The organism is Paraburkholderia sabiae (assembly GCF_030412785.1).
Lineage (GTDB): Bacteria > Pseudomonadota > Gammaproteobacteria > Burkholderiales > Burkholderiaceae > Paraburkholderia > Paraburkholderia sabiae.
On record NZ_CP125296.1, the window covers coordinates 2,224,799 to 2,251,223 of the forward strand.

General features: G+C 63.5%; 19 protein-coding genes. 10 read left to right on the forward strand and 9 right to left on the reverse strand.

Annotated elements, in window-relative coordinates:
* Position 1 precedes the first annotated feature (1 nt).
* From QEN71_RS39415 to QEN71_RS39440, 6 genes are read right to left on the reverse strand one after another with little or no spacing between them, the layout of a single operon-like run.
* Positions 2-1,591 carry an AMP-binding protein gene (locus QEN71_RS39415; RefSeq protein WP_201649568.1) on the reverse strand — a complete coding sequence of 530 codons (1,590 nt, stop codon included), beginning with the start codon at positions 1,589-1,591 and terminating at the stop codon, positions 2-4.
* Positions 1,584-2,120: a (2Fe-2S)-binding protein gene (locus QEN71_RS39420; protein ID WP_201649567.1), complete on the reverse strand. Its 537-nt coding sequence runs from the start codon at positions 2,118-2,120 to the stop codon at positions 1,584-1,586. The genes QEN71_RS39415 and QEN71_RS39420 overlap by 8 nt, the downstream gene beginning before the upstream one ends.
* Positions 2,117-2,938, reverse strand: a complete 822-nt coding sequence (locus QEN71_RS39425; protein ID WP_201649566.1) for an FAD binding domain-containing protein — start codon at positions 2,936-2,938, stop codon at positions 2,117-2,119. Before QEN71_RS39425 ends, QEN71_RS39420 begins: the two co-directional genes overlap by 4 nt.
* Positions 2,935-6,006 (reverse strand): xanthine dehydrogenase family protein molybdopterin-binding subunit, encoded by a 3,072-nt coding sequence (locus tag QEN71_RS39430; RefSeq protein ID WP_201649565.1) that lies wholly within the window; start codon positions 6,004-6,006, stop codon positions 2,935-2,937. Before QEN71_RS39430 ends, QEN71_RS39425 begins: the two co-directional genes overlap by 4 nt.
* The gene (locus QEN71_RS39435; RefSeq protein ID WP_201649563.1) at positions 6,003-6,635 is read right to left on the reverse strand and encodes a UbiX family flavin prenyltransferase; all 633 of its coding nucleotides are present in this window, start codon (positions 6,633-6,635) and stop codon (positions 6,003-6,005) included. The genes QEN71_RS39430 and QEN71_RS39435 overlap by 4 nt, the downstream gene beginning before the upstream one ends.
* Entirely contained in the window at positions 6,628-8,175 is a 1,548-nt protein-coding gene (locus QEN71_RS39440; RefSeq protein ID WP_377790477.1) for a UbiD family decarboxylase, read from the reverse strand. Before QEN71_RS39440 ends, QEN71_RS39435 begins: the two co-directional genes overlap by 8 nt.
* A gap of 308 nt (positions 8,176-8,483) precedes the next feature.
* Here QEN71_RS39440 and QEN71_RS39445 point away from each other — a divergent pair, with 308 nt between their 5' ends.
* The 4 genes from QEN71_RS39445 to QEN71_RS39460 all read left to right on the forward strand — a co-directional run bounded on the left by QEN71_RS39445 (position 8,484) and on the right by QEN71_RS39460 (position 12,380).
* A complete protein-coding gene (locus QEN71_RS39445) occupies positions 8,484-9,425 on the forward strand; it encodes a LysR family transcriptional regulator (RefSeq protein WP_201649560.1) in 942 nt (313 codons plus the stop codon).
* 147 nt (positions 9,426-9,572) lie between these two features.
* Complete coding sequence (locus tag QEN71_RS39450) at positions 9,573-10,568, forward strand: alpha/beta fold hydrolase (RefSeq protein WP_201649559.1); 996 nt, start codon at positions 9,573-9,575, stop codon at positions 10,566-10,568.
* 54 nt (positions 10,569-10,622) lie between these two features.
* Positions 10,623-11,300, forward strand: a complete 678-nt coding sequence (locus tag QEN71_RS39455; protein ID WP_201649715.1) for a glutathione S-transferase family protein — start codon at positions 10,623-10,625, stop codon at positions 11,298-11,300.
* A 201-nt stretch (positions 11,301-11,501) separates the two neighbouring features.
* Positions 11,502-12,380 carry a DMT family transporter gene (locus QEN71_RS39460; RefSeq protein WP_201649558.1) on the forward strand — a complete coding sequence of 293 codons (879 nt, stop codon included), beginning with the start codon at positions 11,502-11,504 and terminating at the stop codon, positions 12,378-12,380.
* 10 nt (positions 12,381-12,390) lie between these two features.
* On the opposite strand, the gene QEN71_RS39465 is transcribed toward QEN71_RS39460, so the two are convergent.
* Both QEN71_RS39465 and QEN71_RS39470 read right to left on the reverse strand, forming a co-directional pair.
* Positions 12,391-13,623: a glycosyltransferase gene (locus tag QEN71_RS39465; RefSeq protein WP_201649557.1), complete on the reverse strand. Its 1,233-nt coding sequence runs from the start codon at positions 13,621-13,623 to the stop codon at positions 12,391-12,393.
* A 61-nt stretch (positions 13,624-13,684) separates the two neighbouring features.
* A complete protein-coding gene (locus tag QEN71_RS39470; RefSeq protein ID WP_201649556.1) occupies positions 13,685-14,602 on the reverse strand; it encodes a LysR family transcriptional regulator in 918 nt (305 codons plus the stop codon).
* A gap of 94 nt (positions 14,603-14,696) precedes the next feature.
* On the opposite strand from QEN71_RS39470, the gene QEN71_RS39475 reads away from it, so the two are divergent.
* The 6 genes from QEN71_RS39475 to QEN71_RS39500 all read left to right on the forward strand — a co-directional run bounded on the left by QEN71_RS39475 (position 14,697) and on the right by QEN71_RS39500 (position 24,467).
* Entirely contained in the window at positions 14,697-15,965 is a 1,269-nt protein-coding gene (locus tag QEN71_RS39475; protein ID WP_201649555.1) for an MFS transporter, read from the forward strand.
* A gap of 295 nt (positions 15,966-16,260) precedes the next feature.
* Positions 16,261-18,927: a hybrid sensor histidine kinase/response regulator gene (locus tag QEN71_RS39480; protein WP_201649554.1), complete on the forward strand. Its 2,667-nt coding sequence runs from the start codon at positions 16,261-16,263 to the stop codon at positions 18,925-18,927.
* Positions 18,928-18,979: 52 nt separating this feature from the next.
* Entirely contained in the window at positions 18,980-20,494 is a 1,515-nt protein-coding gene (locus QEN71_RS39485) for an ATPase domain-containing protein (RefSeq protein ID WP_201649545.1), read from the forward strand.
* A 121-nt stretch (positions 20,495-20,615) separates the two neighbouring features.
* Positions 20,616-22,112: a hybrid sensor histidine kinase/response regulator gene (locus QEN71_RS39490; RefSeq protein ID WP_223957265.1), complete on the forward strand. Its 1,497-nt coding sequence runs from the start codon at positions 20,616-20,618 to the stop codon at positions 22,110-22,112.
* Between the two features lie 234 nt (positions 22,113-22,346).
* Entirely contained in the window at positions 22,347-23,309 is a 963-nt protein-coding gene (locus QEN71_RS39495) for a helix-turn-helix domain-containing protein (RefSeq protein ID WP_201649541.1), read from the forward strand.
* A 69-nt stretch (positions 23,310-23,378) separates the two neighbouring features.
* The gene (locus QEN71_RS39500; protein ID WP_201649539.1) at positions 23,379-24,467 is read left to right on the forward strand and encodes a hypothetical protein; all 1,089 of its coding nucleotides are present in this window, start codon (positions 23,379-23,381) and stop codon (positions 24,465-24,467) included.
* Positions 24,468-24,507: 40 nt separating this feature from the next.
* Here QEN71_RS39500 and QEN71_RS39505 read toward each other — a convergent pair whose 3' ends face one another.
* The gene (locus tag QEN71_RS39505; protein ID WP_201649537.1) at positions 24,508-26,334 is read right to left on the reverse strand and encodes an ABC transporter ATP-binding protein; all 1,827 of its coding nucleotides are present in this window, start codon (positions 26,332-26,334) and stop codon (positions 24,508-24,510) included.
* Positions 26,335-26,425: the final 91 nt, after the last annotated feature.

The following is a 26,425-nucleotide window of genomic DNA, read 5'->3' on the forward strand; positions in this document are numbered from 1 at the left end:
GTTACTCCTTCGTGATTTCGATGTGTTGATGCTGTTGAATCGATTCGGTGCGCGCAATCGCGCCGCGTTCGTCGCGCTGGAATTCGCCCGCCTGCAGCTTGCGGCGCAGAATCTTGCCGACGGGCGACTTCGGAATGTCATCGACGAATACGTACTCGCGCGGACGCTTGAAGTTGACGAGATCGGATGCGCGGCACCACGCATCGAGGGTTTCGCAATCGACGTAATCGCGCCGCTTGACGAATGCGACCACGCGTTGTCCCCAGCGCTCGTCCTTCACGCCCGCCACGGCCACTTCATCGACACACGGATGCAACGACAGCACCGACTCGATATCGACGGGCGAAATGTTTTCGCCGCCGCTGATGATCATGTCGTCGACGCGGCCCGTCACATAGAGATCGCCGTCCGCGTCGAAATAGCCGGTGTCGCCCGTGAAGTACCAGCCGTCGCGCAGCGATTTCGCATTTGCGTCGGGGCGGTTCCAGTAGCCTTCGAAGGCTTCGTCGCCGAGCAGGTCCGCGACGATCTGGCCTTCTTCGTGCACGGCGGCGACTTCATCCGGCGAACGCGCATCGAGCTTCACGACGCGCAGCCGCGTGTTGATGCCCGCGCGCCCGGCGCTGCCCGGCTTGAGCGTCGCGTGCTGGTCGATGCTGAAGGTGTAGACCTCGGACGAACCGTAGTGGTTGACGAACAGTTCGGGCTCGAACGCCTTCGCAAGCCGCTTGAGCAAGCCGTCGCTCATCGGCGCGCCTGCAAATCCGAGCTTCGTCACCGACGTCGTATCCGTGTGATCGAACGCCGGATCTGCGAGCAGATCGTGATACAGCGTCGGCACGAGATAGAGGCACGTGAGCTTGTACTGCGCGATCGAATCGAGCGCGAGCCGCGCATTCCAGCGCCGCACGCAAACGAACAGGCCGTCGACGAGCGCCATCGAAAGCAGCGAGCGCACGCCCATCGTGTGATAGAGCGGCATCACGCCGAGCGTGCGTTCGCCATGTCGATAGAGGTTCTGCGCGACGTGCGCGAGCGCCGCGGCGCGTTCGTGCCGGTGACGGCGCGGCACGCCCTTCGCCTTGCCCGTGGTGCCGGACGTGTACAGGATCAGCGAGCAATCGTCGGCATTGGCCGCTGGCGTCGCGACCGCGTTGCGTGCGGGAGCCAGCAGGGAATCGATCGTCGTCGTGCGTCCTTGCGCATCGTCGAGTCCGACGCGCGGAACGTGCTGCGCAGCAGGGCTTTGCATCACGGCGTCCGCACTGACGGGCTCGTAGACGATTGCCTTCACGCCCGCATTCGTCACGCAGTAATCGAGTTCGTCGGGTTTCGCGCGCCAGTTGAGCGGCACCATCACGATGCCAGCGAACTGACAGGCCCAGTGCAGCGTCGCCATTTCCCAGCGGTTTTGCAGCACCACCAGCAAGCGGTCGCCGTGCCCGAGACCGAGTTCGCGCAGGCCGTGCGCCGCATCCAGAATGATGCGATGCCACTCCGCGTAGGTGACGCGGAACTCGCCGTCGACGAGCGCAAGCGCATTCGGACTGCGCTCCACGCTTTGCAGAAACGTGCGGCCGAGATCAAGCATGCTCGGCCTCCGCGCTCTCGCACTGCTGCTTGCGGCGCGCCGCGCAATCGAGCACGGCGGCCACGATCGGCGTATAGCCCGTACAGCGGCAGATGTGCCCCGACAGCATGTCGCGCACCTGTTCTTCCGTCGGATCCGGCACGCGTTGCAGGAAATCCGCGCACGACATCAGAATGCCCGCCGTGCAGAATCCGCACTGCAACGCATGATGACGCGAGAACGCCTGTTGCAGATCGCCGAGCGTCTGCGCGGGCGCGAGCCCTTCGACGGTATCGACGCGGCGGCCCTCCGCCTGCACGGCGAGCGTCAGACACGAGCGCACTGCGACGCCATCCAGATGCACGGTGCACGCGCCGCACACGCCATGCTCGCAGCCGACGTGCGTGCCCGTCGCGCCGAGTTCATGGCGCAGAAAATCCGACAGCAGTTCGCGGGTTTCGCAATAGCCGCTGCGTTCGCGGCCGTTTAGTGTCAGCGTGACGGCGCACTGCTCGCCTTGCCGCATCACGTAGGGTGTGGACTTGCTCACTTCGCCTCCTCGATCACGCGCCATCCGAGTTCCCGGACCAGATGACGGCGGTACTTCGCGCTGATATGCGCATCGTCCTGCGCGCCCAGTTTCCAGCTCAAATCGTTCAGTGCGCCGCGCAGGTCGTCGCCTTGCAGACGCGGCCATGTTTCGACCTTCGGCCGGTCGGCGACGCCGCCGACTGCAATCCGTATCGCGTCGTCCGTCACGACGGCCGCACATGCGACCATCGCGAAATCGCCATGACGTGCCGAACATTCCGTGAAGCCGAACCGCTCGCCGCGTTGCTTCAGCGGAAAGCGCACGGCTTCGACGATCTCATCGGGTTCGCGCGCCGTCATCAACATGCCTTGAAAGAAGTCGTTCGCGGACAACGTGCGCCGCTTCTTCTTCGACCGCAGCACGATGTCGCCGCCGAGCGCCGTCATTACGAGCGGCAGTTCCGCGCTCGGATCGGCATGCGCAATCGAGCCGCACACGGTGCCGCGATTGCGGACCTGAAAGTGCGAAATGTGCGGAAACGCCATCGCGAGCAACGGCACTTCGTCGTGCAGCGTGGGCCGCCATTCGACGCCGCCTTGCGTCGCCGCCGCGCTCACGACGAGACGCCCCGTTTGGGTATCGGCATGGACCGCGTTCAACTCGTCGGTGCGCGAGATGTCGACCAGCACGCGAGGCTGGGCGAGGCGCATGTTCAGCACGGCCATCAGCGATTGACCGCCTGCCAGCACGCGTGCGTCTTCGCCCGTTTCCGCGAGCGTGTCGAGCGCGTCTTGCGTCGTCATCGCGCGGATGTAATCGAACGGTGCGGGCTTCATGCGTGCCTCCTGAAACGGGCGAAAAGCCGCTGAAGAAAACGCATCGGCGCAGAGCCGCCTGTCGCGTCGGGCTCGCCGCCCGCTGCGACGCGTCCGAGCGATTCGAACAGTTGCCGCAACACGACCTTCGCCGCGCCTTCGAGCATGCGTCCGCCGACAGCCGCGACCTTGCCCGACACCTGCGCTTCATAGTCGTAGGTGAGGCGCGTGCCTTTTTCCGTCGGCATCAGTTCGACGAGACCGTTACCGCGCGCGCTGCCGAGTGGCGACATGCCCGCACCTTCGAGCCGCAGACGATGCGGCGCGTCGATATCCGACAACCCGATGCGCGCTTCGAAACGCGCCTTGATCATGCCGACGCCGACGGTCACATCGGCGCGATACTGGTTTTGTCCCGTCGCTTCGAGTTCATGGCAACCGGGGATCACTTTCGCGAGCGCAGCCGGATCGAGCAGCACGGCGAACACGGCTTCCGGCGTCGCGGGTAGATCGACGGTGCCTTGCGCCGTGAGCGCACGGCCGCCGCCCGGCGCCGCTTTTTTCTCCGTCGCGGCGTCGCGATACTCGGGCCGCGACGGTTCGGGATCGTCGATACCGATCAACGCCATCACCTTCGACGGCGTGAGCGGCAAGCGGATATCGTCGACGCCCAACGCGTCGGCAACCGCATTCGCGATGCAAACGGGCGTGCTCATGTTGTTGCCTTCGCCGAGCCCTTTTGCGCCGAGCGGCGTGAATGGCGACGGCGTTTCCAGATGGACGATCATCGGATCGGGCACTTCGCACGTGGTCGGCATCAGATAGTCGGCGAGCGTGCCTGACTGAAAACTGCCGTCCGCGCCGTAGCGAAACTCTTCGAGCAGCGCCGCGCCGAGACCTTGCGCGAACGCGCCGCGAATCTGCCCATCGGCGAGTGCGGGGTTCAGCAGCGTGCCGGCATCGTGCGTCGTCACATAGCGGTCGATGCGCACATGGCCCGTCGCGCGATCGATTTCAATCGCGCACATGTCGAACGCAAAGCCATACGCCGCCGACGTGTTGATGCGGTCGTTCTCGTCCGGCGCATCCATGTGCGGCGGCGACCAGAACACGGTCTCGCGCAGGCCCGGCTCTTCGCCTTCGGGCAGCAGCGCGGGCGCCCAATGCGGCGCGTTGCTCGCCGCGCGGCCGAACGGCAGCGCGCGGTCCTGTGCAACCTTCGGATAGACGCGGCCGCCTTCGAAGCACACGTCTTCGGCGGCACAGCCGAACTGCTTCGCGACGATGCGCGCGAGCTTGTCGCGCACACGGGTCGCGGCGAGATGAACCGTGCCGGCGACCGCGCCCGCAAAGCGGCTCGAGTAGTTGCCCGACGCCACCGACCACGCATCCTTGTGCGTATCGAACTCGACGTTCACGACGATATCTTTCGGCTCCAGTCCTAGCACATCGGCGACGACCTGCGCGCAGACGGTCATATGCCCTTGCCCTGCAGGCGTCGATGCAACCGTTACGACCACGCCGCCGAGCAGATCGACGCTCACGGTCGCGCTGGCAATCGCGCCGTTCTTCGGACCGGCCTTCTTGCGCGCTTCGGCGGGCATCACGGTCGTGATGTAACCCATGTTCGACACGGAAGGTTCGACGATGGCCGCAAAGCCGATGCCGTAGATACGGCCTTCGCTGCGCGCCGCGTCGCGACGCTTCACGAGTTCGTCGTAACCGCCTTCCGCAAGCCCGCGCCGCAACGCCTCCTGATAGTTGCCCGAATCGAGCAGCGCACCCGCTACCGCGCGATAAGGGAACGCATCGGCAGGCACGAAGTTGCGACGATAGACATCGAGCACGTCGAGCTTCAGTTCGATCGCGATGCGCTGCATCAGACGTTCGAGCGCGAAGTACACCTGCGGTCCGCCAAAGCCGCGTACGAGACCCGTCGGCGTCTTGTTCGTCAGCACCACGCGGTTTCGCACGACGAGGTTCGGAATCGCATACGCGCCTGTGAGACAGCCGTGCATCCGGTAAAACGTCGCGGGCTCCGGCGCGCGAACGTAGCCGCCGCAGTCTTCGAGCTGATCGTAGGCAAGCGCCGTGATGCGTCCGTCGTCGTCGACGGCCGCTTCGATCGTCGACAGACGCGCCGTCGCTGAGGTCGCCGCGCTCAGATGTTCGAGCCGGTCTTCGACCCACTTCACAGGCGCACCCGCCTTGCGCGACGCGAGGCACATCATCACCACGTACGGAAACACCGCCTGCTTCACGCCGAAGCTGCCACCGGAATCGCGCGGCGCCTTGTGACGCAGCCGGTTCGCGGGCACGTTCAGCGCCATCGCCATCACGGCATGCAGCGAGAACGGACCCATGAAATTCGACGTAACGTCGTAGCCTTCATCGCCCGACAGATACTCGGCGATCTCCACGCCGCATTCGATCGGCGCACACGAGTTGCGCGGATAGTGCGTGACGATTTTCACGCGATGCGACGCGCTTTCGAACGCGGCTTCCGGCTCGCCATAACGGAAATGCCGGTCGCTGATCACATTCGTGCCGACGCGTTCGTGCAGAACGGGCGCATCGTCTTGCATCGACTGTTCGATCGTCGTGACGGGATCGAGAATCCTGTAGTCGACCTTGATGAGGTCGAGTGCGTCTTCGGCGAGCGCGCGCGATTCCGCCATCACCACGGCCACCGGCTCGCCGACGTAGCGCACGCGGTCCATCGCGAGCGCCCACTGCTCCATCGGCGACTTCACACCGACGACGAAGGGCCGCGACCACGGACGCAAATCGTCGCGTGTGAGCACAGCGCGCACGCCGCGCAGCTTCGATGCGCTGCTCGCATCGATCGACACGAGTTCCGCATGCGCATGCGGCGAACGCAGCACGGCCGCGTGCAGCGTGCCGGGCTTGACGCCGATGTCGTCACCATAGCGACCGCGCCCAGTCAAAATCGCCGGGTCTTCGAGACGCTGCATCGGGCGTCCGACGTGTTTCGATGCTCGCGGCTCCGACGTTTCGTTTGCGAGCGCGGCCGCCTCGGCAGCGCGCGGCGCTTCGGCTTCAGCCAGATTCGTTTCGCGCTGGTTCATCGTTGCGCTCCTTCGTCGGCGCGACGTTCGGCGATCGCGTCGCCGAGACCGCTCCAACGCTTCGCGATCTCGCGATGCTCGATGGCGAACAGATCCAGAATGCGTCCGACCGTGTGATCGACGACATCTTCGATCGTTTTCGGATGCGCGTAGAACGCGGGCACGGGCGGCATCACGATTGCGCCCATTTCGGTGGCCAGCGTCATGTTGCGCAGATGCGCGAGATTGAGCGGCGTCTCGCGTGCGACGAGTACGAGGCGGCGGCGCTCCTTCAACATCACGTCGGCGGCACGCGTCAGCAGGTTGTCCGCGAAGCCGTTGGCGATGCCCGCCAGCGTTTTCATCGAGCACGGCGCGATCACCATGCCTGCCGTAAGAAACGAGCCGCTCGCAACGGTCGCGCCGATATCGCGCACGTTGTGCACGATGTCGGCCATGCCGTCGAGATCGCTGCGCGTCAGTCCCAGTTCCTGCGACGCCGTCAACGCGCCCGACTGCGACACGATCAGATGCGTCTCGTGCGTGCCGAGGCGGCGCAGCGCGGCGAGCAAACGCACACCGATCATCGCGCCGCTCGCGCCGGAAATCCCGACGACGATGCGCGGCTTGCGCACGGCATCCTCAGTCATGACGCGCACCGCCCAGCCACGCGTCGAACGCGGCGTTGTCCGTTGCGACGAGCGTGTCGAGATCGACCTGCTCTTCACCGGGAATGCGCACGCGCGTGAACACATGCGCCGGATACACGACGGGCCGCGTCGCGTCGAGTCCCATCTTCGCGCTGACGCCCTGCAGATGCGGCGGCGCATCGTCGGGCTGGCCAATGGTCGTCGACGGATCGAGCGGCGAGCCTTGCGCGCCTTCGATCACGACGAGATCGCGATCTGCCTGAAAGCGCGTTGCAATCGCCCATTCGATTTCGGCGGGATCGTGCACGTCCACATCCCTATCGACGACGACCACCTGCTTGATGTCGTAGTGCGCGCCGAACGCGCAGAGAATCACGTTCTTCGCTTCGCCTTCGCGCTTCTTGTCGAACTGGATCCACAGGTGATAGCGGCACACGCCGCCGACGGACAGATGCACGTCCTTCACGCCCGGATGACTGCGTTGCAGATGCGCGAGCAAGGTCGCCTCACGCGGAATCGCGCCAAGCAGCAGATGCTCCATTTCGGCGGGCACGATCGTATGAAAGATGGGATCGCGCCGATGCGTAACGGCCGTCACTTCGATCACCTCGCGCGCTTCCCGCGCGCTGTAGTACTTCGGGAATTCGCCGAACGGGCCTTCGGGTTCGCGCACGTTCGGCAGAATGCGCCCTTCGATCACGATCTCCGCGAACGCGGGCACATGCACGCCGTTCGTCACGCACTGCGCGACGGGCAAGGGCGCGCCCTGCAATGCGCCCGCGATTTCGAGTTCGTCGTTGTCGATCGGCGTGATGGCCTGCGACGCGAGCATCGTCAGCGGATCGACGCCGATGGCAATGGCGACGTCGAGCGCATCGCCCGCGTCTTCGGCGGCTTTCTGGAATGCGTGCAGATGGCGCGGCAGCAGCAGGATCGCCATGCGGTCGCGGCCATGCACCTGAATGCGGTTGATCGATACGTTCTGCACGCCGGTGCGCGGATTGCGCGCGATCACGAGGCCCGCCGTGATGTACGGGCCGTTGTCGTGCTCGCTATGCGTCGGGATGGGCAGCAGCGCGTGCAGATCGATCTCTTGCGTGTGCACGATCTGCTGGCAGACGGCTGAACCTGCTGCAACGAGTCGGGACGCGACGGGCGCGTCGGCGGCGTCGCGAAAGCGCGCGAGCAAATCGCATTCCGCGACGCCCATCGCCTCCGCGATCCACGCGCGCTTCGACATGAAGCCGCTCACAACAGGCATCGCGTGCTGGCCGGCTCGTGTGAAGAATGCCGCCTGCGTGCCGTCGAGCCGCTTTGCGACAGCGGCAAGTTCGTGTTCGAGTGCAACGGGCTTGTCGATCGTCGCGAGACGGCCGGTGCGGGCGAGATGCGCGAGCCAGCCGCGCAGCGTCAGCGCGCCCGAGGGCTCGGCCCATTTGCGGACTGCGTGGAAAACGGGATCGGTAGCGGAACCTGAGGAAGCCGGGGAATCCGGGGAATCCGAAAAGGCGTCGCGCGTTGCGGCGTCGCGAGTATTCATCTGCGTCTCCATCTATGCCGTCTCTTCGAGGTCCGCTTATGCGGATCGAGAGGATATGCAGCCAAGCGTAGCCAGATCGCGGTATAAGTTCTAATACTGATTTTTGATGCTTTGGATCATCGTTGCTGATATCCGTGTTAGCCCCGATGACGTTTGCCTTACAGGGCGATATCACTACACACGCTGGCTCCGCCCTCTGCGCAATGACGGCCGGGCAAGCCTTTCGGCCCGGCTTTCCGGCGTGACGTGATGAAACGGACGCATGCCATTAGCCGCCGTGATAACCCGCTTTCCCGAATCGCCGCATCATGGACCTCAAGCAAATCCAGTATTTCATCGCGTTGTTCGAAGACGGATCGGTGACGCGCGCAGCGAAGCGGCTCAACATCGTGCAGCCCGCGCTCAGCATGCAGATCGCCAAGCTGGAAGAGGAACTGCATCAGCAACTGTTCGAACGCGGCGCGCACGGCATGGCGCCGACAGCTGCGGGCCGTCTGATGTACCGGTTGTTTCTGCCCATCATGCGCGACCTCGCGCACGCGCGGCAGCAGCTCGTGCAGCGCGACGAAGTGATCACCGGGCACGTGACCATCGGACTGATCGCATCGGTGACGGAGAGCGTGCTCGCGGATTCGCTGTCGCGCTTCCATGCGCGCTATCCGCATGTCGAAGTGACGGTGGCCGACGGCTACAGCGCGACGTTCATCGACTGGGTGGCGGGCGGGCAGCTCGATGCCGCGCTGATCAACAAGCCGCGTGCGCGTCTGTCGCTCGATTCGCAGCCTTTGCACGACGAAGAGATGGTGCTTGCCACGAGCGCGACGCACGGACCCGACCTGCCTCATTCGATCGAGCTTGCGCAGTTGCCCGAACTCGAACTGGTGTTGCCCACCAAGCGCCACGGATTGCGCGGCGTACTCGATACGGCGGCACAGCATGAAGATGTGATGCTCGCGCCTCGCTTCGAGATCGACGTGCTGTCGACGATCGTCGCGCTCGTGGAGAAGACGCGCTTTGCGACGATCCTGCCGCGTATCGTCGTGGGACGTGCAGTGCGCGAGGGAACATTGCGCGCGCATCCTATTCTCGCGCCGCGCATTGTGCGGCATATCGTGCGCGTGAGCCATCCACGCCGCCCGCTGAGCGCTGCCGCCGAAGCGCTGATCGCGATCATCGCCGACGAATTGCGGCAGGTCTCGACTGCTTCGGATATCGGCGTCCCCGTAGCGTCCGGAGAATCGGCGGAGTGACGCTCTCACATGTTCGATCAAATCGAACATCTTCATCGCGTCACCCGCACGTCAATCTGCCTGCCTGTCCTTAGTATCAGTCCCGTCAGCCAACGTTGCTTCTAACGTCCGGCGCTCACGGTACTTATCCGATACTCAAGGAAGATCATGAAGAACATCGTCGCATCGGCGTTCATCGCCGCGTCGCTTTTCGTGGCGGGCGCAGCGCATTACGCGCATGCGGCGCCCGCCGATAATTACCTGCCCGCTAACGCGCCCGCCATTGCATCGGCAATCGCGAAGGTCCAGGACGGCAAGGTCGATGTGAACGGCGTGCGTTACCACTATCTGCTGGCGCAAGGCAAACCGGGCGCGACGGTCGTCGTGCTGCTGCACGGCTGGGCCTCGACGTCCTATATGTGGCGCTATGTGATGCCGCAACTCGTCGCACGCGGCTACACCGTGCTTGCCCCCGATCTGCGCGGTCTGGGCGATACGTCGAAGCCCGCGACCGGCTATGAAAAAGCCAACATCGCCGACGACATCCGCGCGCTCGTCGCGAAGCTGAATCTCGATCCGCATATCAATCTGGTGGGCCACGACATGGGCGGCATGGTCGCCTACGCGTATGCCGCGCAGCATCCCGACGAAGTGCGGACGCTCGCGATCCTCGACGTGCCGCTGCCCGGCATCGAGCCGTGGGATCAGTTAATCCAGACGCCGCGCACGTGGCACTTCCGCTTCTACTCGGTGCAGGACGTGCCCGAAATGCTGATTGCGGGACGCGAACTCGAGTACCTGAAGTGGTTCCACAATTCCGAGGCCGTGAACACCCGCGCATTCAGCAGCGAAACCGAAGAAATCTACGCTCGCGAATACGCGATGCCTGGCGCACTGCGCGCAGGATTCGAGTACTACCGCGCGTTTCCCGCAGATGTCAAAGCCAACCGCGAATTCGCCAAAACGAAGCTCACGATGCCCGTGCTCGGCATCGGCGGCGAAGGAAGTTTCGGTCCGGTTATCGGCGACCATCTTCGGCACGTTGCGACGAATGTCGAAGCCCTCAACGTTTCGGGCTCCGGTCACTGGGTCGCCGAAGAACAGCCTGCCGTCGTGACAGACGCGCTTCTCAAGTTTCTGCCTCGTTCGCAATCCGGTCAGTGAACCGACGTTCATTCTCTGGCGAACCCGTCACACTTTCTCCAACACGAAAGGATCATCATGAAGTTTTATTTTCACCCGTCACCGAACCCGCTCAAGGCTGCACTGCTGATCGAAGAACTGGGTTTGCCTTATGAACTCATCGCCGTCGACACGTTCAAGGGCGAGCAGCATCACGCCGGTTTTCGTGCGATCAACCCGAACGCCAAGGTTCCCTCCATCACCGACGACGGCGTGACCGTATTCGACTCGCACGCCATTCTTCTGTACCTCGCAAAGAGGCACGAGCGCTTCATCGCGCGCTCGTCTGCCGATCATGGTGCGATGCTGTCTTGGCTGATGTTCATCGGCACCGGGCTGTCGCCGTTCTCGGGTCAGGCCGTGCATTTCCTGCACCACGCGCCCGAACCGATCACCTATGCACGCAATCGCTATCTGAAGGAAGTCGAGCGTCACTACCGTGTGCTCGACGAACGGCTCGCCGTGTCGCCTTATCTCGCGGGCAACGAGTACACGATCGCCGACATGGCGCTGTGGGGCTGGGCGAGCTTCGCGGGCTACATCCTCGGCGACAAAGGCTTGACCGACTATCCGCACGTCAAGCGTCTGGTCGACGAGATTGCCGCACGCCCCGCCGCCGTTCGCGCGCAGGCATTGAAGACGGGTCTTACGTTGAAGGCTGATTTCGACGAAGAAACGCGCCGCGCGCTGTTCCCGCAAAACACGTCGGTGTAGTCGGATTTGCACTGCACGTCGCGTGTTTCAGCGCGGCGTGCAGCGGCGCGCATGTGACATGTGAGACCCGCATTGCCCGACGCAATACGCTCATTGCAATCATTGCATTGCGCAACTCTGTGCGTTCGTTTATGTTGGACGCTTGCCGACAGGGAACGCACTGAAGACCGTATGGTTGTCGCCCGCTTAAACAACATACCGATGACAGCCGAAGCCGGCGTCGCCTTGATGATAGTCACGACGGCGACATTCGCTGCAAGCGATTCCGTCGTCAAGGTCATCGGTACAGCGGTCCCTTTGACAGCCATTCTTCTTGGACGCTACATCTTCCAGGCCATCGCCCTCGGAACGTGGCAGGCGAGAGACGGCTTCCGTCGATTCCGTCATTTCGGCACGCTCAAGCTCCAGATACTTCGCGCGTTTCTTCTGCTTCTCAATTCGGCCTGCACGTTTGCCGGATTGCGCTATTTGCCATTGCCCGTCAGCACGTCGCTTGCGATGATGGCCCCGCTCATTTCGACGCTGCTGGCAGCGACTCTGCTCAACGAAGAAGTGTCCAGAGCGAAGTGGTGCATGGTCATGCTGGGCTTCATCGGGATGCTGATCGTCGTCAGGCCGGGCAGCGGCGAATTCAGTTGGGCGGTGGCCTTTCCTATCGGCGCTGCAACGACCTTCGCGTGCTTCCAGGTGGTTTCGAGCAAGTTATCGACAGCCGGCGACCCGGTCACAACCAATTTCTTCACGGCCCTGATCGCGAGCATTGCACTCGCGACGCTGCTATGGGTCGACCAGGCTGCGCTTCTGCCTGCCATTCGCGAGGTGACGGTTGGCAGCTGGTTTCTGGTGATCGTCATGGCCTCGCTTGCCACATCGGGGCATCTGCTGATGTTGCAGGCGTTGCGCAGAACGCCGCTTGCCGTGCTGACTCCGTTTGGTTATGCGCAACTGGCTTTCGCGACATTCTTCAGCTGGGCGCTGTTCGGGAAGGTTCCGGATTGGTGGACCGTCATCGGGATGGCGGTCATCGCCGCCAGCGGAATCGGCACGATGCTCATGCATGCGCGCACCCGGGTTCCGTAACCCCGTTGCTTCATCCGTTCATCATTGTTTCGATCGCGATAACGGCATTGCGCAGTCCGTTTTCAGATTGCATCTTGAGGCCAAGGTCACGCGCACGCGATCTCATCTCCGCGCGCCCGGCGTGCTCGATGCTTTCCGCCAGCACTGACGCTCGCAGCTTGCGTCCATTCAATGCAGCACCGGCGACGCCCGCACGCCGCAGCCTGTCGGCCCAGAAGGACTGATCGCCCGCGAATGGCACCACGACGGAAGGCACGCCCGCGCGCGCCGCGGAATGCGACGTGCCGGAACCGCCGTGATGAATGACGAGCGACGTCTGCGGAAACAGCCAGGCGTGCGGCGTATCGCCGATCACATGGAAGTTCGGCGGCAACGTCGAGATATCGGCGCCGCTCCAGCCCGGATAGAACAGCGCCCTGCGCCCTGCTACAGCGGCGATCATTTCACCGAGTACGCTCTGCGGGTCAAAGCCCGCCATGCTGCCGAAGCCGATATAAATCGGCGGATCGCCTGCTGCGAGAAAATCCGTGAGCGTTTGTGGCGCGACCCAATCGGCAGTCGGCGGCAACCACTGACCGCACATCCGCGCGTTGTCGGGCCAGTCGTCCGGACGTGCGATCAGGCTGGGAGAAATGCCATACAGCATCGGATGACGAGTCCATAACTCGCGACGCGGTGGCAAGCCGCAAACAGCAGCGCGCGCCGCATTGGTCTTCTCGCGAAACGCGCGCCACAGCATCTGATTGACGAGGCTCTGGCTCGCGTAGTTGAGAAACGCCGGTATCCATTTCGGTGGCAGAAAGGGCGAAGCAAATGCCTTTGTCGGGGTGATGGGAATGAGCCCCGTGCCGATCGCTTTCACACCTAGATGCTCGGCCGCGGACAGGCCGACAAACGCAGCGAGCCCCGAGACGATGATCGCGTCGCAATCTTCGCCTGCGCGCACGATCTCACGCAGCCACGCTTCCGCATGCATGTTGGCGATGTGCGCGAGCGCGCTCGCCATGCTGGAGAATCCGCGCCTTTCAGCGACGACGCTGGAAATCGCGTGCTCGCGTTGCAACATGCCCTTGATGTCGCCCGCCAGCGGGATCGAGGGGACGCCCAGCGCGCTTGCCGTGCCGAGCGTCGCGTGATCGGCGAGCAGGCGCGCCTCGTGCCCCGCATCCATCAACGCGCGGCACAGTGCCGCCATCGGCCGGGTGTCGCCTTCCGTTCCATACGTTGCGACGGCGAATCTCATGATTGCTTGCGCCTCGTCGAAAATGGACAAATGCCCGCTTCGGGTCTTGATGCAGAGCCGGTCACATCAGCGGCACACACACCGCATCTTTTTCCAGCTTTTCGATCAGCGCATCGCGCATCAACGCGACGGGCCGCATGAGCCGCCCCGGCAGCGCGCCATGCACGAGCCACACGTTCAGACCGCTTCGGAAATCCGGCACGTCGACGATCTGCAACGCGTCGCGATGCGCGTTGCGCGCGAACACTTCGGGCGCGGCGAGCCCGACGCCCAGACCGCGCGCCACCAGCGAAAGCTGCAATTCCGAACCGAACGCTTCGACGGCGACGTTGAACGGCAATCCCGCCGCCGACATCGCGCGGCTCAGCGCCGAACGCATTCCGCAGCCGTCCTGGTTCAGCACCCACGGATGATCCGCCAGTCCGGCGAGCGTTGTCGGTTCATCGGCAAGACCGAACGAGCGCGATGCGACGACCACGGTCGGCTTGTACGCGAGAAGCGTTGAGGTCAGGCCTTCCGGCAACGCCACGCTTTCGGGCAACAGCACGACGGCGGCATCCGCCTTCGCCCGCTCGACGCCTTCCAGCAGGCCCGGCGACCAGCCCGCCGTCACGCGCAGCGTCAGCTTCGGAAAGGCGCTGCGCAGACGGTCGATGGGTTCTTCCAGCGCCAGTTCCGACAGAAACGGCGGCACGCCGATCCTGAATTCGCCCGCCGGTTCGCTCTCGGGCGAGGCGACGGCCATCAGGTCGTCGACAGCGCGCAGCACCGTGCGCGCGAGCCCGTACACCTCGTTGCCCGCCGCCGTCGGCTTGAGCGGCTTGCTCTGCCGGTCGAGCAGTTCGATGCCGAGCGTCGATTCCAGGTTCTGCACACGGCGCGTGAGGCCCGGCTGCGTCAGAAACAGCCGCTCCGAAGCCCGCACCATCGATCCGCTTTCGACCACCGCGACGAAAGCCTGCAAGTCTCTCGTGTTCAAAACAACCTCGCATAAACATTATCGAGATAATTCAATTGTCGCATAACGTCGGCATCCCTAGGATAGTCGGGACCGAAACTCCCGGAATCGAACGATGACCCAGCCTGTCGACACCTCTCCACTGGCGACTGCGCCTTTCACCAAACCCGCGAACGAAACGCTGACGGCAGCCTTGACGCTCTTTTTCGCTGCCGCGGTCGGCGTGATCGTCGTGAATCTGTCGGCGGCGCAGCCTTTGACGGGGCCCGTCAGCCGCGCGCTGAATCTGCCGCGCGAACTGGCCGGCCTGATCGCGATGCTGCCGCAACTCGGCTACGCGGCGGGCCTGCTACTGCTCGTGCCGCTGTGCGATCTGCTGGAGAACCGGCGTCTGATCGTCAGGACGCTCGTGTGCTGCGCCGCGTTCCTTGCCCTGTCGTCGCTCGCGCGTTCGGGCTGGCTGTTTCTGGCGTCGGTGTTCATGGCGGGCGCGACGTCGAGCGTGATCCAGATGCTCGTGCCGATGGCGGCTGCGATGGCGCCCGAAAGTCGACGCGGCCGCGCGGTCGGCAACGTGATGAGCGGGCTGATGCTCGGCATTCTGCTGTCGCGTCCGCTTGCGAGCGTGATCGCCGGGTCGTTCGGGTGGCGCGCGTTTTACGGCATCGAGGCGGCGGCCGACGCGCTGCTCGCCGTCGTGCTGTACCTACGATTGCCGAACCACGTGCCGCACGCGAGCGCGCGTTACGCGGAACTGCTTGGTTCGCTCTGGACGCTGCTGCGCAGCGAGCCCGTCCTGCAACGCCGCGCGACGCTGGCCGCACTCGCGCTAGGCGCATTCAGCGCGTTCTGGACGGCTATCGCGCTGCTGCTCGCACAGCCGCCGTTTTCGCTCGGCATGCAAGGCATTGCAGCGTTCGCACTGGCCGGCGCGACGGGCGCGATCGTCACGCCGCTCGCCGGTTATCTCGGTGATCGTGGCGCGGGTCGCGTCACGCAGATCGTCTCCCATCTGCTGATGATTGCCGCCGTCCTCGTGCTCGCTGTCGCCGGCGCGGGCTGGGGCGGATTCTCCCCAGCGGCGCATCCCGTGCTCGCGCTTGCGCTGCTGGTCGCGGGTGCCGCAGCGCTCGACGCAGGCGTGATCACCGATCAGACGCTCGGCCGACGCGCGATCAATCTCATCAATCCCTCGGCGCGCGGCCGGTTGAATGCGCTCTTCGTCGGCATCTTTTTCGTGGGCGGTGCGATCGGCGCCGCGCTTTCGGGTGCAGCGTGGGCGTGGGCGGGATGGAGCGGCGTGTGCATCGTCGCGCTGGGATTCACGGTTGCCGTGTTTCTGTTCGGCTTCGTCGACCGCGCGGCGCAGATGAACCACGTTTGACGCATAGCAAAGCGCCCTTTCAATCGCAGCTTCGCGCTACACGGCGTAATGTTGATCCACAGCGGTTGATCTACAGCGGTGGACCTGCAGCCGTGGACCCACAGCAGCCCGACGCTGAGGCGCCACAGGTCCGCCATATGCTCAGCCCCTAGCCAGACGTCGCATCGCGAACGATCGCCGGTTCGTCCACCGGTGATCGGCGCGCATCGGACCGGATTGGCTCGATGAGTAAAAGCTCGTTGCATCGCTGAAAAGAGCAAGGCGGCACGCCTGCGTGCCCAGAGAAGGAGCGCATATGTACGATCCTGCTCATTTCCTGCCTTCGTTTGTCTGGCGCGCCGATCGCGATGGGCTCGTGCGCTATGTCAACCCATGGGCGTCGCGCTACCTCGGCATCCCCGCCGAGCAGATCATCGGGCGCACGTGGCGGGATTTCGTGCATCCCGACGATATCAATTCCGTGCTCGACGCCGTTCGCACGATGGGCGATGGAAGCCTGTTGCGCAACGTCGACGTGCGCCTTCTGCGCGGCGATCGCGTGTTCCATTGGCACACGCTGCATCTGCAGGCGCAGCGCGACGAAAGCGGCCGCATCGGCGACACCGTCGGCGTGGCCACGGACATCCATCATTGCCGTCACGCGTGGGCGATGTACGAAGCGAGCGAGCGCAGGCTGAAGGCCGCGTTCCACGGCGCGCGGATGGGCGCATGGGAATGGGACATGAAGAACCGCGAGGTGCGCATGACCGAGCAACTCGCCGAGCTTTATTCGTTTCCGCCGGGCACCGAGGCAGTCGCGCTATCCGATCTGTGGAACCGGGTTGCGCCCGAGTACCGCGAGCCGTTTCAGCAGAAGGTCGAACGGGCGCTGCAGTGCGGCGGTCCCTTCGAATTCGATTTCGTGCTCGACAACGACACACACCCGGCGCGCTGGCTGCGCATGCGCGGCCACGCGGAATTCGACGGACAGGGCGAGCTTGCCCGCGTGCACGGCGTCACCTTCGATATTTCCCGGCAGCGCGCCGCCGAAGACAGCCTCATCCTGAGCGAGCGGCGTTACCGTGCCCTCGTCGAATCGACGGGCGCGCTCGTCTGGTCCGCGCATCCCGACGGAGAAATCCGTCCTGCCGATGAGCCGTGGGGAAAGTTCACGGGCGCGAATCCTGTGCGGCTCGAAAACTGGGGATGGCTCGATTTCGTTCATCCCGACGATCGCGAGGTCGCGCGCGAAGCATGGCTCGACGTTCTGCAGAAGGGCACGGCTGGCTCGATCACGTTTCGCATGCGTCGCTACGACGGCCGCTACCGGATGGTTCAGGCGCATGCCGCGCCGCTCTACGACGAACATGGCACGTTGCAGGAGTGGTTCGGCACCACCACCGACGTCACTGCGCAACACGAAGCGCAAGCCGCAATAGAAGCACGCAGTCTGCGTCTTAACGTGGCGATGCAGGCAGCGGAAATTCATATCGTCGCGCTCGATGTCGCGTCGTGGACATTGTCCTTCGAAGTGGCGGGCGAACCGCAGGAACGCGAGACGCTCGCCTACGAGGCCGCACTGTCGCGCGTGCATCCCGATGATCGTCCCGTGCTCGACCGTTATGTGCGCGAGCTTGCGGCGGGCGGCGATCCGGGCGCGCATTTCGAGTTCCGCGTGCAGAGCCCGGGCGGCGAGCAATGGATGGAAGGCAGCGCGTTGCTCCAGCGCGCCGCCGACGGCAAACCGCTGCGGCTCATCGCAAGCGTGGTGGACATCACGGATCGCAAGCGCATGGAGCTGATGCTGCGCGAAACCGATCGCCGCAAGGACGAATTTCTCGCGATGCTCGCGCACGAACTGCGCAATCCGCTCGCGCCGATCCGCACGGCGATCGCGCTGTTCGAGAAGCAGGACGGCATCGACCAGCGTTCCGCCGGTCTCATCAAACTGATGCGCAGACAGACGGAGCACATGACGCGCATCGTCGACGATCTGCTCGAAGTGTCGCGTATTACACAAGGCCGGATCGCCCTTCAACTCGAGCCGCTTCTGGTCGGCACGGCCGTGTATCACGCGGTCGAAGCAATGGCGGCATCCGTCGAGGCACGCGGACAGCACATGCACGTGGACGTGTCCGACGCGACGGCATGGGTGCGCGGCGACGCCACGCGCATTTCGCAGATCCTCGTGAACATCCTCAACAACGCGAGCAAATACACCCCTGAAAAAGGCAACATTTCGATCAGCGCGCGCGCCGACGAGCAATCCGTCGAGATCGTAACGACTGACACGGGCACCGGCATTTCCGCCGAGCTTCTGCCCAAGGTGTTCGAACTGTTTTCGCAAGGCGAACGCACGCTCGATCGTTCGAGCGGCGGTCTCGGCATCGGTCTCTCGCTAGTGAAAAAGCTGGTGGAGCTGCACGACGGCACGATCACCGTGCAAAGCGAAGGCGAAGGCCGTGGCACGACGGTGACGGTCCGGCTGCCGCGTCTGCATCATCACGAACGCCATTCGGCGCAGGTGTTGTCCGAGCCCGCCGCGAGCGCGAAGTCGACCGCGTTGCGGCTACTGATCGTCGACGACAATCGCGACGCCGCCGATTCGCTCGCGATGTTGTGCGAACTGGAAGGCCATTCGACGCGCACCGCGTATTCCTCCGTCGAAGCGATCGAAGCGGCGGCGCAATTGCGCCCGGACGCCGCGCTGCTCGACATCGGCTTGCCCGACATCGACGGTTACGAGCTGGCGCGGCGGCTTCGCCCGAAGGACGAGACGCTGCCCTTTCTGATCGCGATCACAGGATACGGACAGGCCGAAGACCGGCTCAGGGCGCAGTCGGCGGGCTTCGACTATCACTTCGTCAAGCCCGTCAACGCCGAAGGGCTGCTCAAGCTGCTGTCGTCATTGACCGCGCAGGAACCGGGCAGCCGAACCGGCGACGTCGCGCCGCAAGCGGCTGATCCAGACGCGATGACCTGATTGGCATAAAGCTTGCTCCATCTACCGCGCCATCACTTACATGAACTGGAACATGTCGCAAGCCGATCTCACACGTAACCTCGACGATGCCGCGCCTCCCCGCATATCGACGGGCGTGCCGGGCCTCGACGATGTGTTGAACGGTGGTCTCGTTGCCAACCGGGTGTACCTGATAGAAGGCGTGCCCGGTGCCGGAAAAACTACTCTGGGTCTGCATTTCCTTCTCGAAGGGATGCGGCGCGGCGAGCCGGGGCTGTACATCACATTGTCCGAAACGGCCGCCGAACTGCGCGCCGTCGCCGCGTCTCACCACTGGTCGCTGGATGGCTTGCCCATCCACGAGCTCGTCAGCACGGAAGGGCTGGCCGCCGAAGCCGGGCAGTCGATCCTGCATCCCTCCGAAGTGGAACTCGGGGAGACCATCGACGAAGTCCGGCGCGTGGTGCTCAGCATCAATCCGCGCCGCGTGGTGTTCGACAGCCTGTCCGAACTGCGTCTGCTCGCCCAGGATGCGCTGAAATACCGGCGTCAGGTGCTGGCCCTGAAGCAGTTTTTTTCGACGCTCGGCTGCACGTTGTGGTTGCTCGACGATAAAACGTCGCAGCCCGGCGATCTGCAACTTCACAGCATCACGCACGGCGTGATCGATCTCGATCAGACCGTGCCGGCGTATGGCGTCGAACAGCGCAGGCTGCGCATCGTCAAGATGCGCGGCATCAAGTTCGCCGGGGGCTATCACGACTTCAGGCTCGACACGGGCGGCGTCACTGTCTATCCGCGCCTCGTTGCCGCGATCCATCGCCGGGATTTCAATCCTTCCGCGCAATCGACGGGCGTGCCCGAACTGGACGCGCTGCTGGGCGGCGGCCTGACGCCCGGCACCAACACGTTGCTGGTCGGGCCAGCCGGCGCCGGCAAGACGACGACCGCGATACGTTGCGCGCTGAGTGCGCTGGAGCGCGGCGAGAGCGTCAAGTACCTGTTGTTCGATGAAACGCTTGGCATTCTGCTGTCGAGATGCAGGCAACTGGACATGGCTCTCGACAGCTACATCGAGAACGGCCAGTTGATGCTTCAGCAGATCGATCCTGCGGAGATGTCGCCCGGCCAGTTTTCGACGCTCGTGCGGGACGGGGTCGAGAACGCGGGCGTGTCGATGGTTGTCATCGACAGCCTCAACGCGTACATGCAGGCGATGCCGGGCCATCGCTACCTGCTGCTGCAAATGCATGAACTCCTCGCGTATCTCAACCAGCAAGGCATCACGACGCTGATGGTGCTCGGACAGCACGGGCTCATCGGCAACGTCGCGTCGGATATCGACCTCAGCTATCTGAGCGATGCGCTCCTCGTATTCCGATTCTTCGAAAGCGCGGGCGAAGTGCTCTCGGCGCTGTCGGTGCTGAAGAGCCGCACGGGTACGCACGAACGCACGATACGCGAGTTCCGCGTCGGCCCTGGCGGCTTGCGTCTCGGATCGCCGCTGAAGGACTTCGAAGGCGTGCTCGCCGGATTGCCGACTTACCGCGGTCGCCAGGCGCTGCTGAGCGAACGGCCGCACGAATAAGGGGGCGTGTTTGGAGGAACGGATTCTTATCGTTGCGCCCCGCGGGCGAGACGCACAGGTTGTCGAGCACGTGCTTTCCTGTGAAGGCATGGCGTGTATCGTTTGTCAGGACGTCGGGCGCATGGTCGAGTCGCTCAATCAGGGCGCGGCGTGCGCGCTGATAGCGGATGAAGCGCTCGATTCACGCGCGTTGCAATGGGTCGCCGAGTGGTTGAGCGTGCAGCCGCCGTGGTCCGATTTCCCGTTCATCCTGCTCGGCGGCAACGGCAGAAAAGGCACGCTGCCGACGGAAGGCCGCCGCATGGAAGTGCTCGGCAACGTCATCCTGATCGAGCGGCCGATGAGCGGTGAGGCGCTGGTGAGCGCAGCGCGCGGCGCGTTGAGAGCGAGGCGACGCCAGTATCAGGCACGCGCGATGATTGCCGAACGCGCCGCAGCCAATGCCCGGCTGCTCAGCGCCGCTCGTCAGAAAGACGAGTTTCTGGCGATGCTCGCGCATGAGTTGCGCAATCCACTCGCGCCGATCCGCAATGCTGCCGAAGCCATCCGCATGGCAGACGAGACGCTTCCGCCACGCGTGCGCTGGGCGCGCGAAATGATCGAACGGCAGAGCCGTCATCTGGCGGGATTGCTCGAAGATCTGCTCGACGTGTCGCGCATCACGACGGGGAAAGTCACGCTGAAATGCGTGCCGATCGAACTCGGTTCGATCCTGACGGCAGCCGTCGACGCAGCCACGCCTTCCATCGAGGCCCGACATCATTCTCTGAACATGATGCTGCCGCAGGAAGTCGTCTATCTGAATGCCGACCCGACGCGTATGGCGCAGGTATTCGGCAATCTTCTCGACAACGCCGCGAAATACACATCCGATGGCGGCGCGATAGAAATCAATGCGACGGCCGACTCGGAGCAGGTCGTCGTGTCGGTCAAAGATAACGGCACGGGTATTTCGCCGGAAGAACTGCCTGAGATATTCGAATTGTTTTCACAGTCCAATCGCGCGCTGGATCGTGCGCAAGGCGGCTTGGGTATCGGACTCTCCGTCGTGAGATCGCTGGTGGATATGCACGGCGGTTCAGTCGAAGCGCAAAGCGGCGGTCTCGGACTCGGGACGCAGATGATCGTCACGTTGCCTGTCGTGCAGGCTCCATCAGCCGTCACCGATCCACCCGTTCACGCGCCGCCGATTGCGCAGCGCGGACTGCATGTCCTGGTTGTCGACGACAACATCGATGCAGCCGAGTCGCTCGCGGCATTATTGGAAATGACGGGGCATCATGTGCGCACAGCGGTAGACGGACTCGGCGCGCTAAAGGAGTGCCAGAGCGAAGCGCCCGATGTCGTGCTGCTGGATATCGGACTGCCCGGCATGGACGGCTATGAAACCGCGCGCCGTCTGAAGGCGATGCCGTCTTTGTCGGATGCCATTCTGATTGCGACGACAGGATACGGTCAGGCCGACGATGTCGCGCGCTCGAAAGAAGCGGGCTTCGATTATCACTTCGTCAAACCCGTCGAGCCCGACACGCTCATCGCACTGCTCGACGGCTTGCGAAACGCCGGCTCGTCGATGCATGACTCATCGCTCCCCGATATGACTCCGCGTGTGACCTGAATGCCCTCATTACACGCCTTGCATAGCAATGAGATCGCTTCTCACACGAGATTCGCCTTTAGGTTTTGCCCACGACAAGTAACTACTTCTGCATTTGATTCGCTATGCGATGTAATTATTAACCATTTATTTAGCCACGTTCGTTTCCTAACATAGCGCCCTGTTCCACTGCGGCAATATCGCCCCAACCCCGCGCTGAGATAGCGCGGAAGGTCGAACTGCCGGGGACTTTCGATGAATACCGTTGGCGCGAATCAGGGAGCGAATGGCCGCTCCGTTTCAACGAAGCACGTAGCAATCGTACTGTCGGAAGGCTGCGATCTGCTCGGCGTGAGCACACTCGCCGAATCGCTCGAATATGCGGGCGGTCTGTCGAATTCGAAGCATGCGGAGAGCGTTTTATATGAAACGCATTATCTGTCTGCAGCGGGTGGATATGTCCGATGCGCTTTTTCCATTTCCGTTTCGACACGTTCTCTTGAAGACGCGCTCGATCAACGGTTCGAGCACGTACTCATCGCAAGCACACCACGGCAAAGCAACCCGCCGTTCGAAGTCGTGCACGCGCCGTGGCTCCAGCGGATGCAGAGTCGCGGCGCGACCATTGCGTTTCTGTCGGCTTTCGCGGACGGCAGCAGCACGACGACGACAAAGAACCGCACCGTACCCGTTCTTCGCGCGGTGTTCGATATCGTCCGGCTGAATCTCGGCGATGAACTCGCGCTGCAGGCAGTGCGTCTTTCGACAGGCGAACTCGATCTTCCCGCGTTGCTCGATACGGCAAGAACCCCCGCCGACAAAGTGCACTTCGCGACACGGTGGATCAGGGACAACTGCCAGCGCGAGCTGACCGTTACCGACATTGCCGAAGCATCGGCCGTCAGCGAGCGCACTCTGCTGCGCTACTTCCAGACATACAAGGGCACCTCTCCCGCCGAATACCTGCAGCAGGTGCGACTCGAAGCAGCGTGTCGCCTGCTCGTCACGACGACGCTGCCCGCCGACAAGATCGCGCGGCGCGTCGGGTTCAACAGTGGCGATCGCCTGGGCAAGGTCCTGCGTCGCGTCACCGGTATGTCTCCGACCGAATATCGTGCGGCCGCTCTCATGCAGTCGGGAAATGCCGATCTGCAAGACGTTTGCGTCCGTGACGCAGGTTCTCAACAGGCCATTGCCGTAGAGGCTTCAGCGACATAAACGCTGGAGTCATCGCAAGCCGGCTCCAGCGCATAAACACAAAAAATCGATCACTCAGGGACAAAAAAAATGAAATCGAATCTGATCATACTGGCCGCCATTTCTCTCGCAGCGTGTGGCGGCGGCGGAGGCGGCAATAGCAGCACGGGCACGGCGTCCGCCGCGCCCGCTACGCACACGTGTACGGGCGGGCCGTTCACGACGGACGCCACACAAGCCTGTACCGATGCGAGCGGCAAAGTCGTGACGGCATACGTCTATGCACTGCCCGTCACGATCATTCCGGACGGCACGGTCATTTCCGCGGACACGACATGGAGTGCGAGCGGTTCGCCGTACTTCATCGCAGGCACCGTGCGGGTCGCAAAAGGCGTCACGCTCACGGTCGCGGACAACACCATCGTCGAGGGACTCAAGCCTTTGCCTTGCACATCCGACTGCATCGGCCAGATTCCGACGAAAGGCATCGTCAACGTGGCGGGAGGCATGAATGTCGGCGGCAGCAATCAGGCGCAATTGCTTGGCGTGACCGTCAGCAATATCGACAGTCAAAGCGGCGGCGGAACCGTCAACATTCAGCACACGCATCTGGAAGACGCGTTCATCCAGATCAGCAATGCAGCGCCTTTCTCGATGACCTATAGCCAGGCCTATCGCATGAACGTGACGCCCATCGTTCGCGCAGGTTCGACGACTTATCAGGCGGGCACGAACGGCTATCCGAGCTTCAGCAACGCGACGCTCAAGTTCAATACCTTCGTCGACTCCGCGGCCTTTGCGTTCGATCCTTCCGTGATCATGCAGAACAATCTGTTCGTCAACATGGTCGATCCGCTCGTGCTGATCAATGCGTTCCCGAGCGGGCAGCCGACAGGCATCGCGCGAAACAACTCGTTTCTCTTCAAGCAGGGTTCGCCGAATCCGAACCGGACCGTCATCGAATCGCACGGCACGTACGATGCGTCCGCCGTTCACACGCTGGACTTCTCGAACAATTTCTGGGGCATCACGGACAACGGTACGATCCAGGGGCGTGTCCGGGACAGCACGAATACGAGCAATCCGCGGCTGCCGAACGTGATCAACTACGCGCCCACGGCGACGAGCCCCGATCCCGCAACGCCCGCCGATCCTCAGAGCGGAACGCCCAACGTCTGAGTCGTCTGACGTAGCAAGCGCTCACGCCTGCATGCGGCGCTCACGCCTGCATGCGGCGCTCGCGCCGCAGCAGCACATCGCGGTAGATGCCGGGCCTGTCGGCGAGGGCGTTTGGCGCGCCGTCGTCGACGAGTCTGCCGTGTTGAATAACCACGATGCGGTCGAAGTTCTGCAATGTCGACAGACGATGCGCGATCGCCACCACGGTGCGCCCCTTCATCAAGCGGTCGAGTGCTTTCTGGATCTTCACCTCCGACTCGGTGTCGAGCGCGGAGGTCGCTTCGTCGAGCAGAAGGATCGGCGCATTCTTGAGGAACGCTCGCGCGATCGCGATGCGCTGGCGTTGCCCACCCGAAAGCCGCGCGCCCCGCTCGCCGACGACGGTCTGCAGCCCGTCCGGCAGCGAGCGGATCAGATCGGCACAATTGGCGTGCTCGCAAGCCTGTAGCACCTCGGCTTCCGTCGCATCGGGGCGGCCATAGCGCAGGTTGTCGAGCAGCGAGCGATTGAAGAGCGAAATGTCTTGCGGCACGACAGCGACGGCATCGCGCAGGCTCCCCAGACTGACATCGCACAGACGCTGCCCGGAGATGCAAACGGCGCCCGAACCCGACGGCGGATCGAACGCTCGTTGCAACAGCGCGAGCACCGTACTCTTGCCCGCGCCCGAAGGTCCGACCAGCCCGACGCGCTGGCCTGCATCAATGTGAAGACTGAAGTGATCGAGCACGCGGCGGCGGCCCGCATACGAGAACGTCACGTTCTCGAAGTCGATGTTCGCGTCGCGAATCTGCAAGGGCGGCACGCCGACTTTCTCTTCCATTTCGCGCGGCACGAGCAGCGATTGCGCCGCATCGGCAAGACGCGCGACATGCTGCACCATGTCCACGAGCGCAACGGCAAGATCGCGCGTGCCGTGCAGAATCGCGAAGCCGAGCGAGCCGACCAGCACCACGTCGCCTGTCGTTGCACGTCCTTCTGTCCATAGCCACAGCACCCAGCCCAACAGCACGCACGACAGCAGCACGGTCGCGACGGCATGCAGCAACCGGAGCTTTTCGAGGTGCCGCAAGCTCGCCGTGCGCGACGTCATTTCCTGTTCGAGAATGCCGCCGAAACGCAGACACTCGCGCGCCGTCGCAACGAAAGCGCGCACTGTCGGCATGTTGCCGATCACATCGACCAGTTCGCCGTCGACGGAAGCGGCGCGCGAAGCGAAATTCATATGCCGCGACCCGCCTTTTCTCGCGAGCCAGAACAGGAAGCACGTCATGCACACGGAAATGCCGACGAGCGCGAGCGCCATCCACACGCTGACCCACCCGATCAGCACGACCGATCCGATTACCGACAACAACGGCGGCAATGCATTCCACGCCGTGAGGTTTTCGATGGTGAACACGGCATTGGCAGTCGCCGAAATGCGGCTTGCGAGCGTGCCCGGCTGTACGTTCGAGAAATACCCCGACGAGTGCCCCGTCAGATAGCCGAACAGTTCGCGGCGCACATCGCCCGTTACGGCGACGAAGGTTCGCACGCTAGCCCATCCGGCGACGCGCCAGAACAGATTGTCTGCGAACAGCAGACCTACGATGACGAGAAACGCATTGACGACTTGCGCCGGATGCGCACGGCCGCCGGGCAGCGCGTCGATCAGATTGCGGATCGCAAATTGCGAGCCGAGTGTGCAGCCGACGGCGGCAACGATGGCGAGCGTCACCATCGCGTGCTCGACGGGATGCTGGCCGACATAACGGAACAACAGACGCACGGGACTGCCCGCGTAAGCGGCGAGCGCATTCGCGCGCCGGCCGCGCGTCCGTATGGACCGCGCAGCGGGCGCCGTCTGAGGAACTGGCGTAACCATTGGAATCGCTCCGATGCTGAGCTCTGGTCGGACGAATGTCCGATCGCGCGCAAAGGAGAGACGTCGCCGTACCTATGCGCGGCGATTGCCG

Excerpts from the sequence above, each read along its gene's own strand:
- QEN71_RS39415 (WP_201649568.1), bottom strand. The coding sequence starts at position 1,591 with ATGCTTGATCTCGGCCGCACGTTTCTGCAAAGCGTGGAGCGCAGTCCG.
- QEN71_RS39425 (WP_201649566.1), bottom strand. The coding sequence starts at position 2,938 with ATGAAGCCCGCACCGTTCGATTACATCCGCGCGATGACGACGCAAGAC.
- QEN71_RS39430 (WP_201649565.1), bottom strand. The coding sequence starts at position 6,006 with ATGAACCAGCGCGAAACGAATCTGGCTGAAGCCGAAGCGCCGCGCGCT.
- QEN71_RS39435 (WP_201649563.1), bottom strand. The coding sequence starts at position 6,635 with ATGACTGAGGATGCCGTGCGCAAGCCGCGCATCGTCGTCGGGATTTCC.
- QEN71_RS39440 (WP_377790477.1), bottom strand. The coding sequence starts at position 8,175 with ATGAATACTCGCGACGCCGCAACGCGCGACGCCTTTTCGGATTCCCCG.
- QEN71_RS39445 (WP_201649560.1), top strand. The coding sequence starts at position 8,484 with ATGGACCTCAAGCAAATCCAGTATTTCATCGCGTTGTTCGAAGACGGA.
- QEN71_RS39450 (WP_201649559.1), top strand. The coding sequence starts at position 9,573 with ATGAAGAACATCGTCGCATCGGCGTTCATCGCCGCGTCGCTTTTCGTG.
- QEN71_RS39460 (WP_201649558.1), top strand. The coding sequence starts at position 11,502 with ATGACAGCCGAAGCCGGCGTCGCCTTGATGATAGTCACGACGGCGACA.
- QEN71_RS39465 (WP_201649557.1), bottom strand. The coding sequence starts at position 13,623 with ATGAGATTCGCCGTCGCAACGTATGGAACGGAAGGCGACACCCGGCCG.
- QEN71_RS39475 (WP_201649555.1), top strand. The coding sequence starts at position 14,697 with ATGACCCAGCCTGTCGACACCTCTCCACTGGCGACTGCGCCTTTCACC.
- QEN71_RS39480 (WP_201649554.1), top strand. The coding sequence starts at position 16,261 with ATGTACGATCCTGCTCATTTCCTGCCTTCGTTTGTCTGGCGCGCCGAT.
- QEN71_RS39485 (WP_201649545.1), top strand. The coding sequence starts at position 18,980 with ATGTCGCAAGCCGATCTCACACGTAACCTCGACGATGCCGCGCCTCCC.
- QEN71_RS39490 (WP_223957265.1), top strand. The coding sequence starts at position 20,616 with ATGGTCGAGTCGCTCAATCAGGGCGCGGCGTGCGCGCTGATAGCGGAT.
- QEN71_RS39495 (WP_201649541.1), top strand. The coding sequence starts at position 22,347 with ATGAATACCGTTGGCGCGAATCAGGGAGCGAATGGCCGCTCCGTTTCA.
- QEN71_RS39500 (WP_201649539.1), top strand. The coding sequence starts at position 23,379 with ATGAAATCGAATCTGATCATACTGGCCGCCATTTCTCTCGCAGCGTGT.
- QEN71_RS39505 (WP_201649537.1), bottom strand. The coding sequence starts at position 26,334 with ATGGTTACGCCAGTTCCTCAGACGGCGCCCGCTGCGCGGTCCATACGG.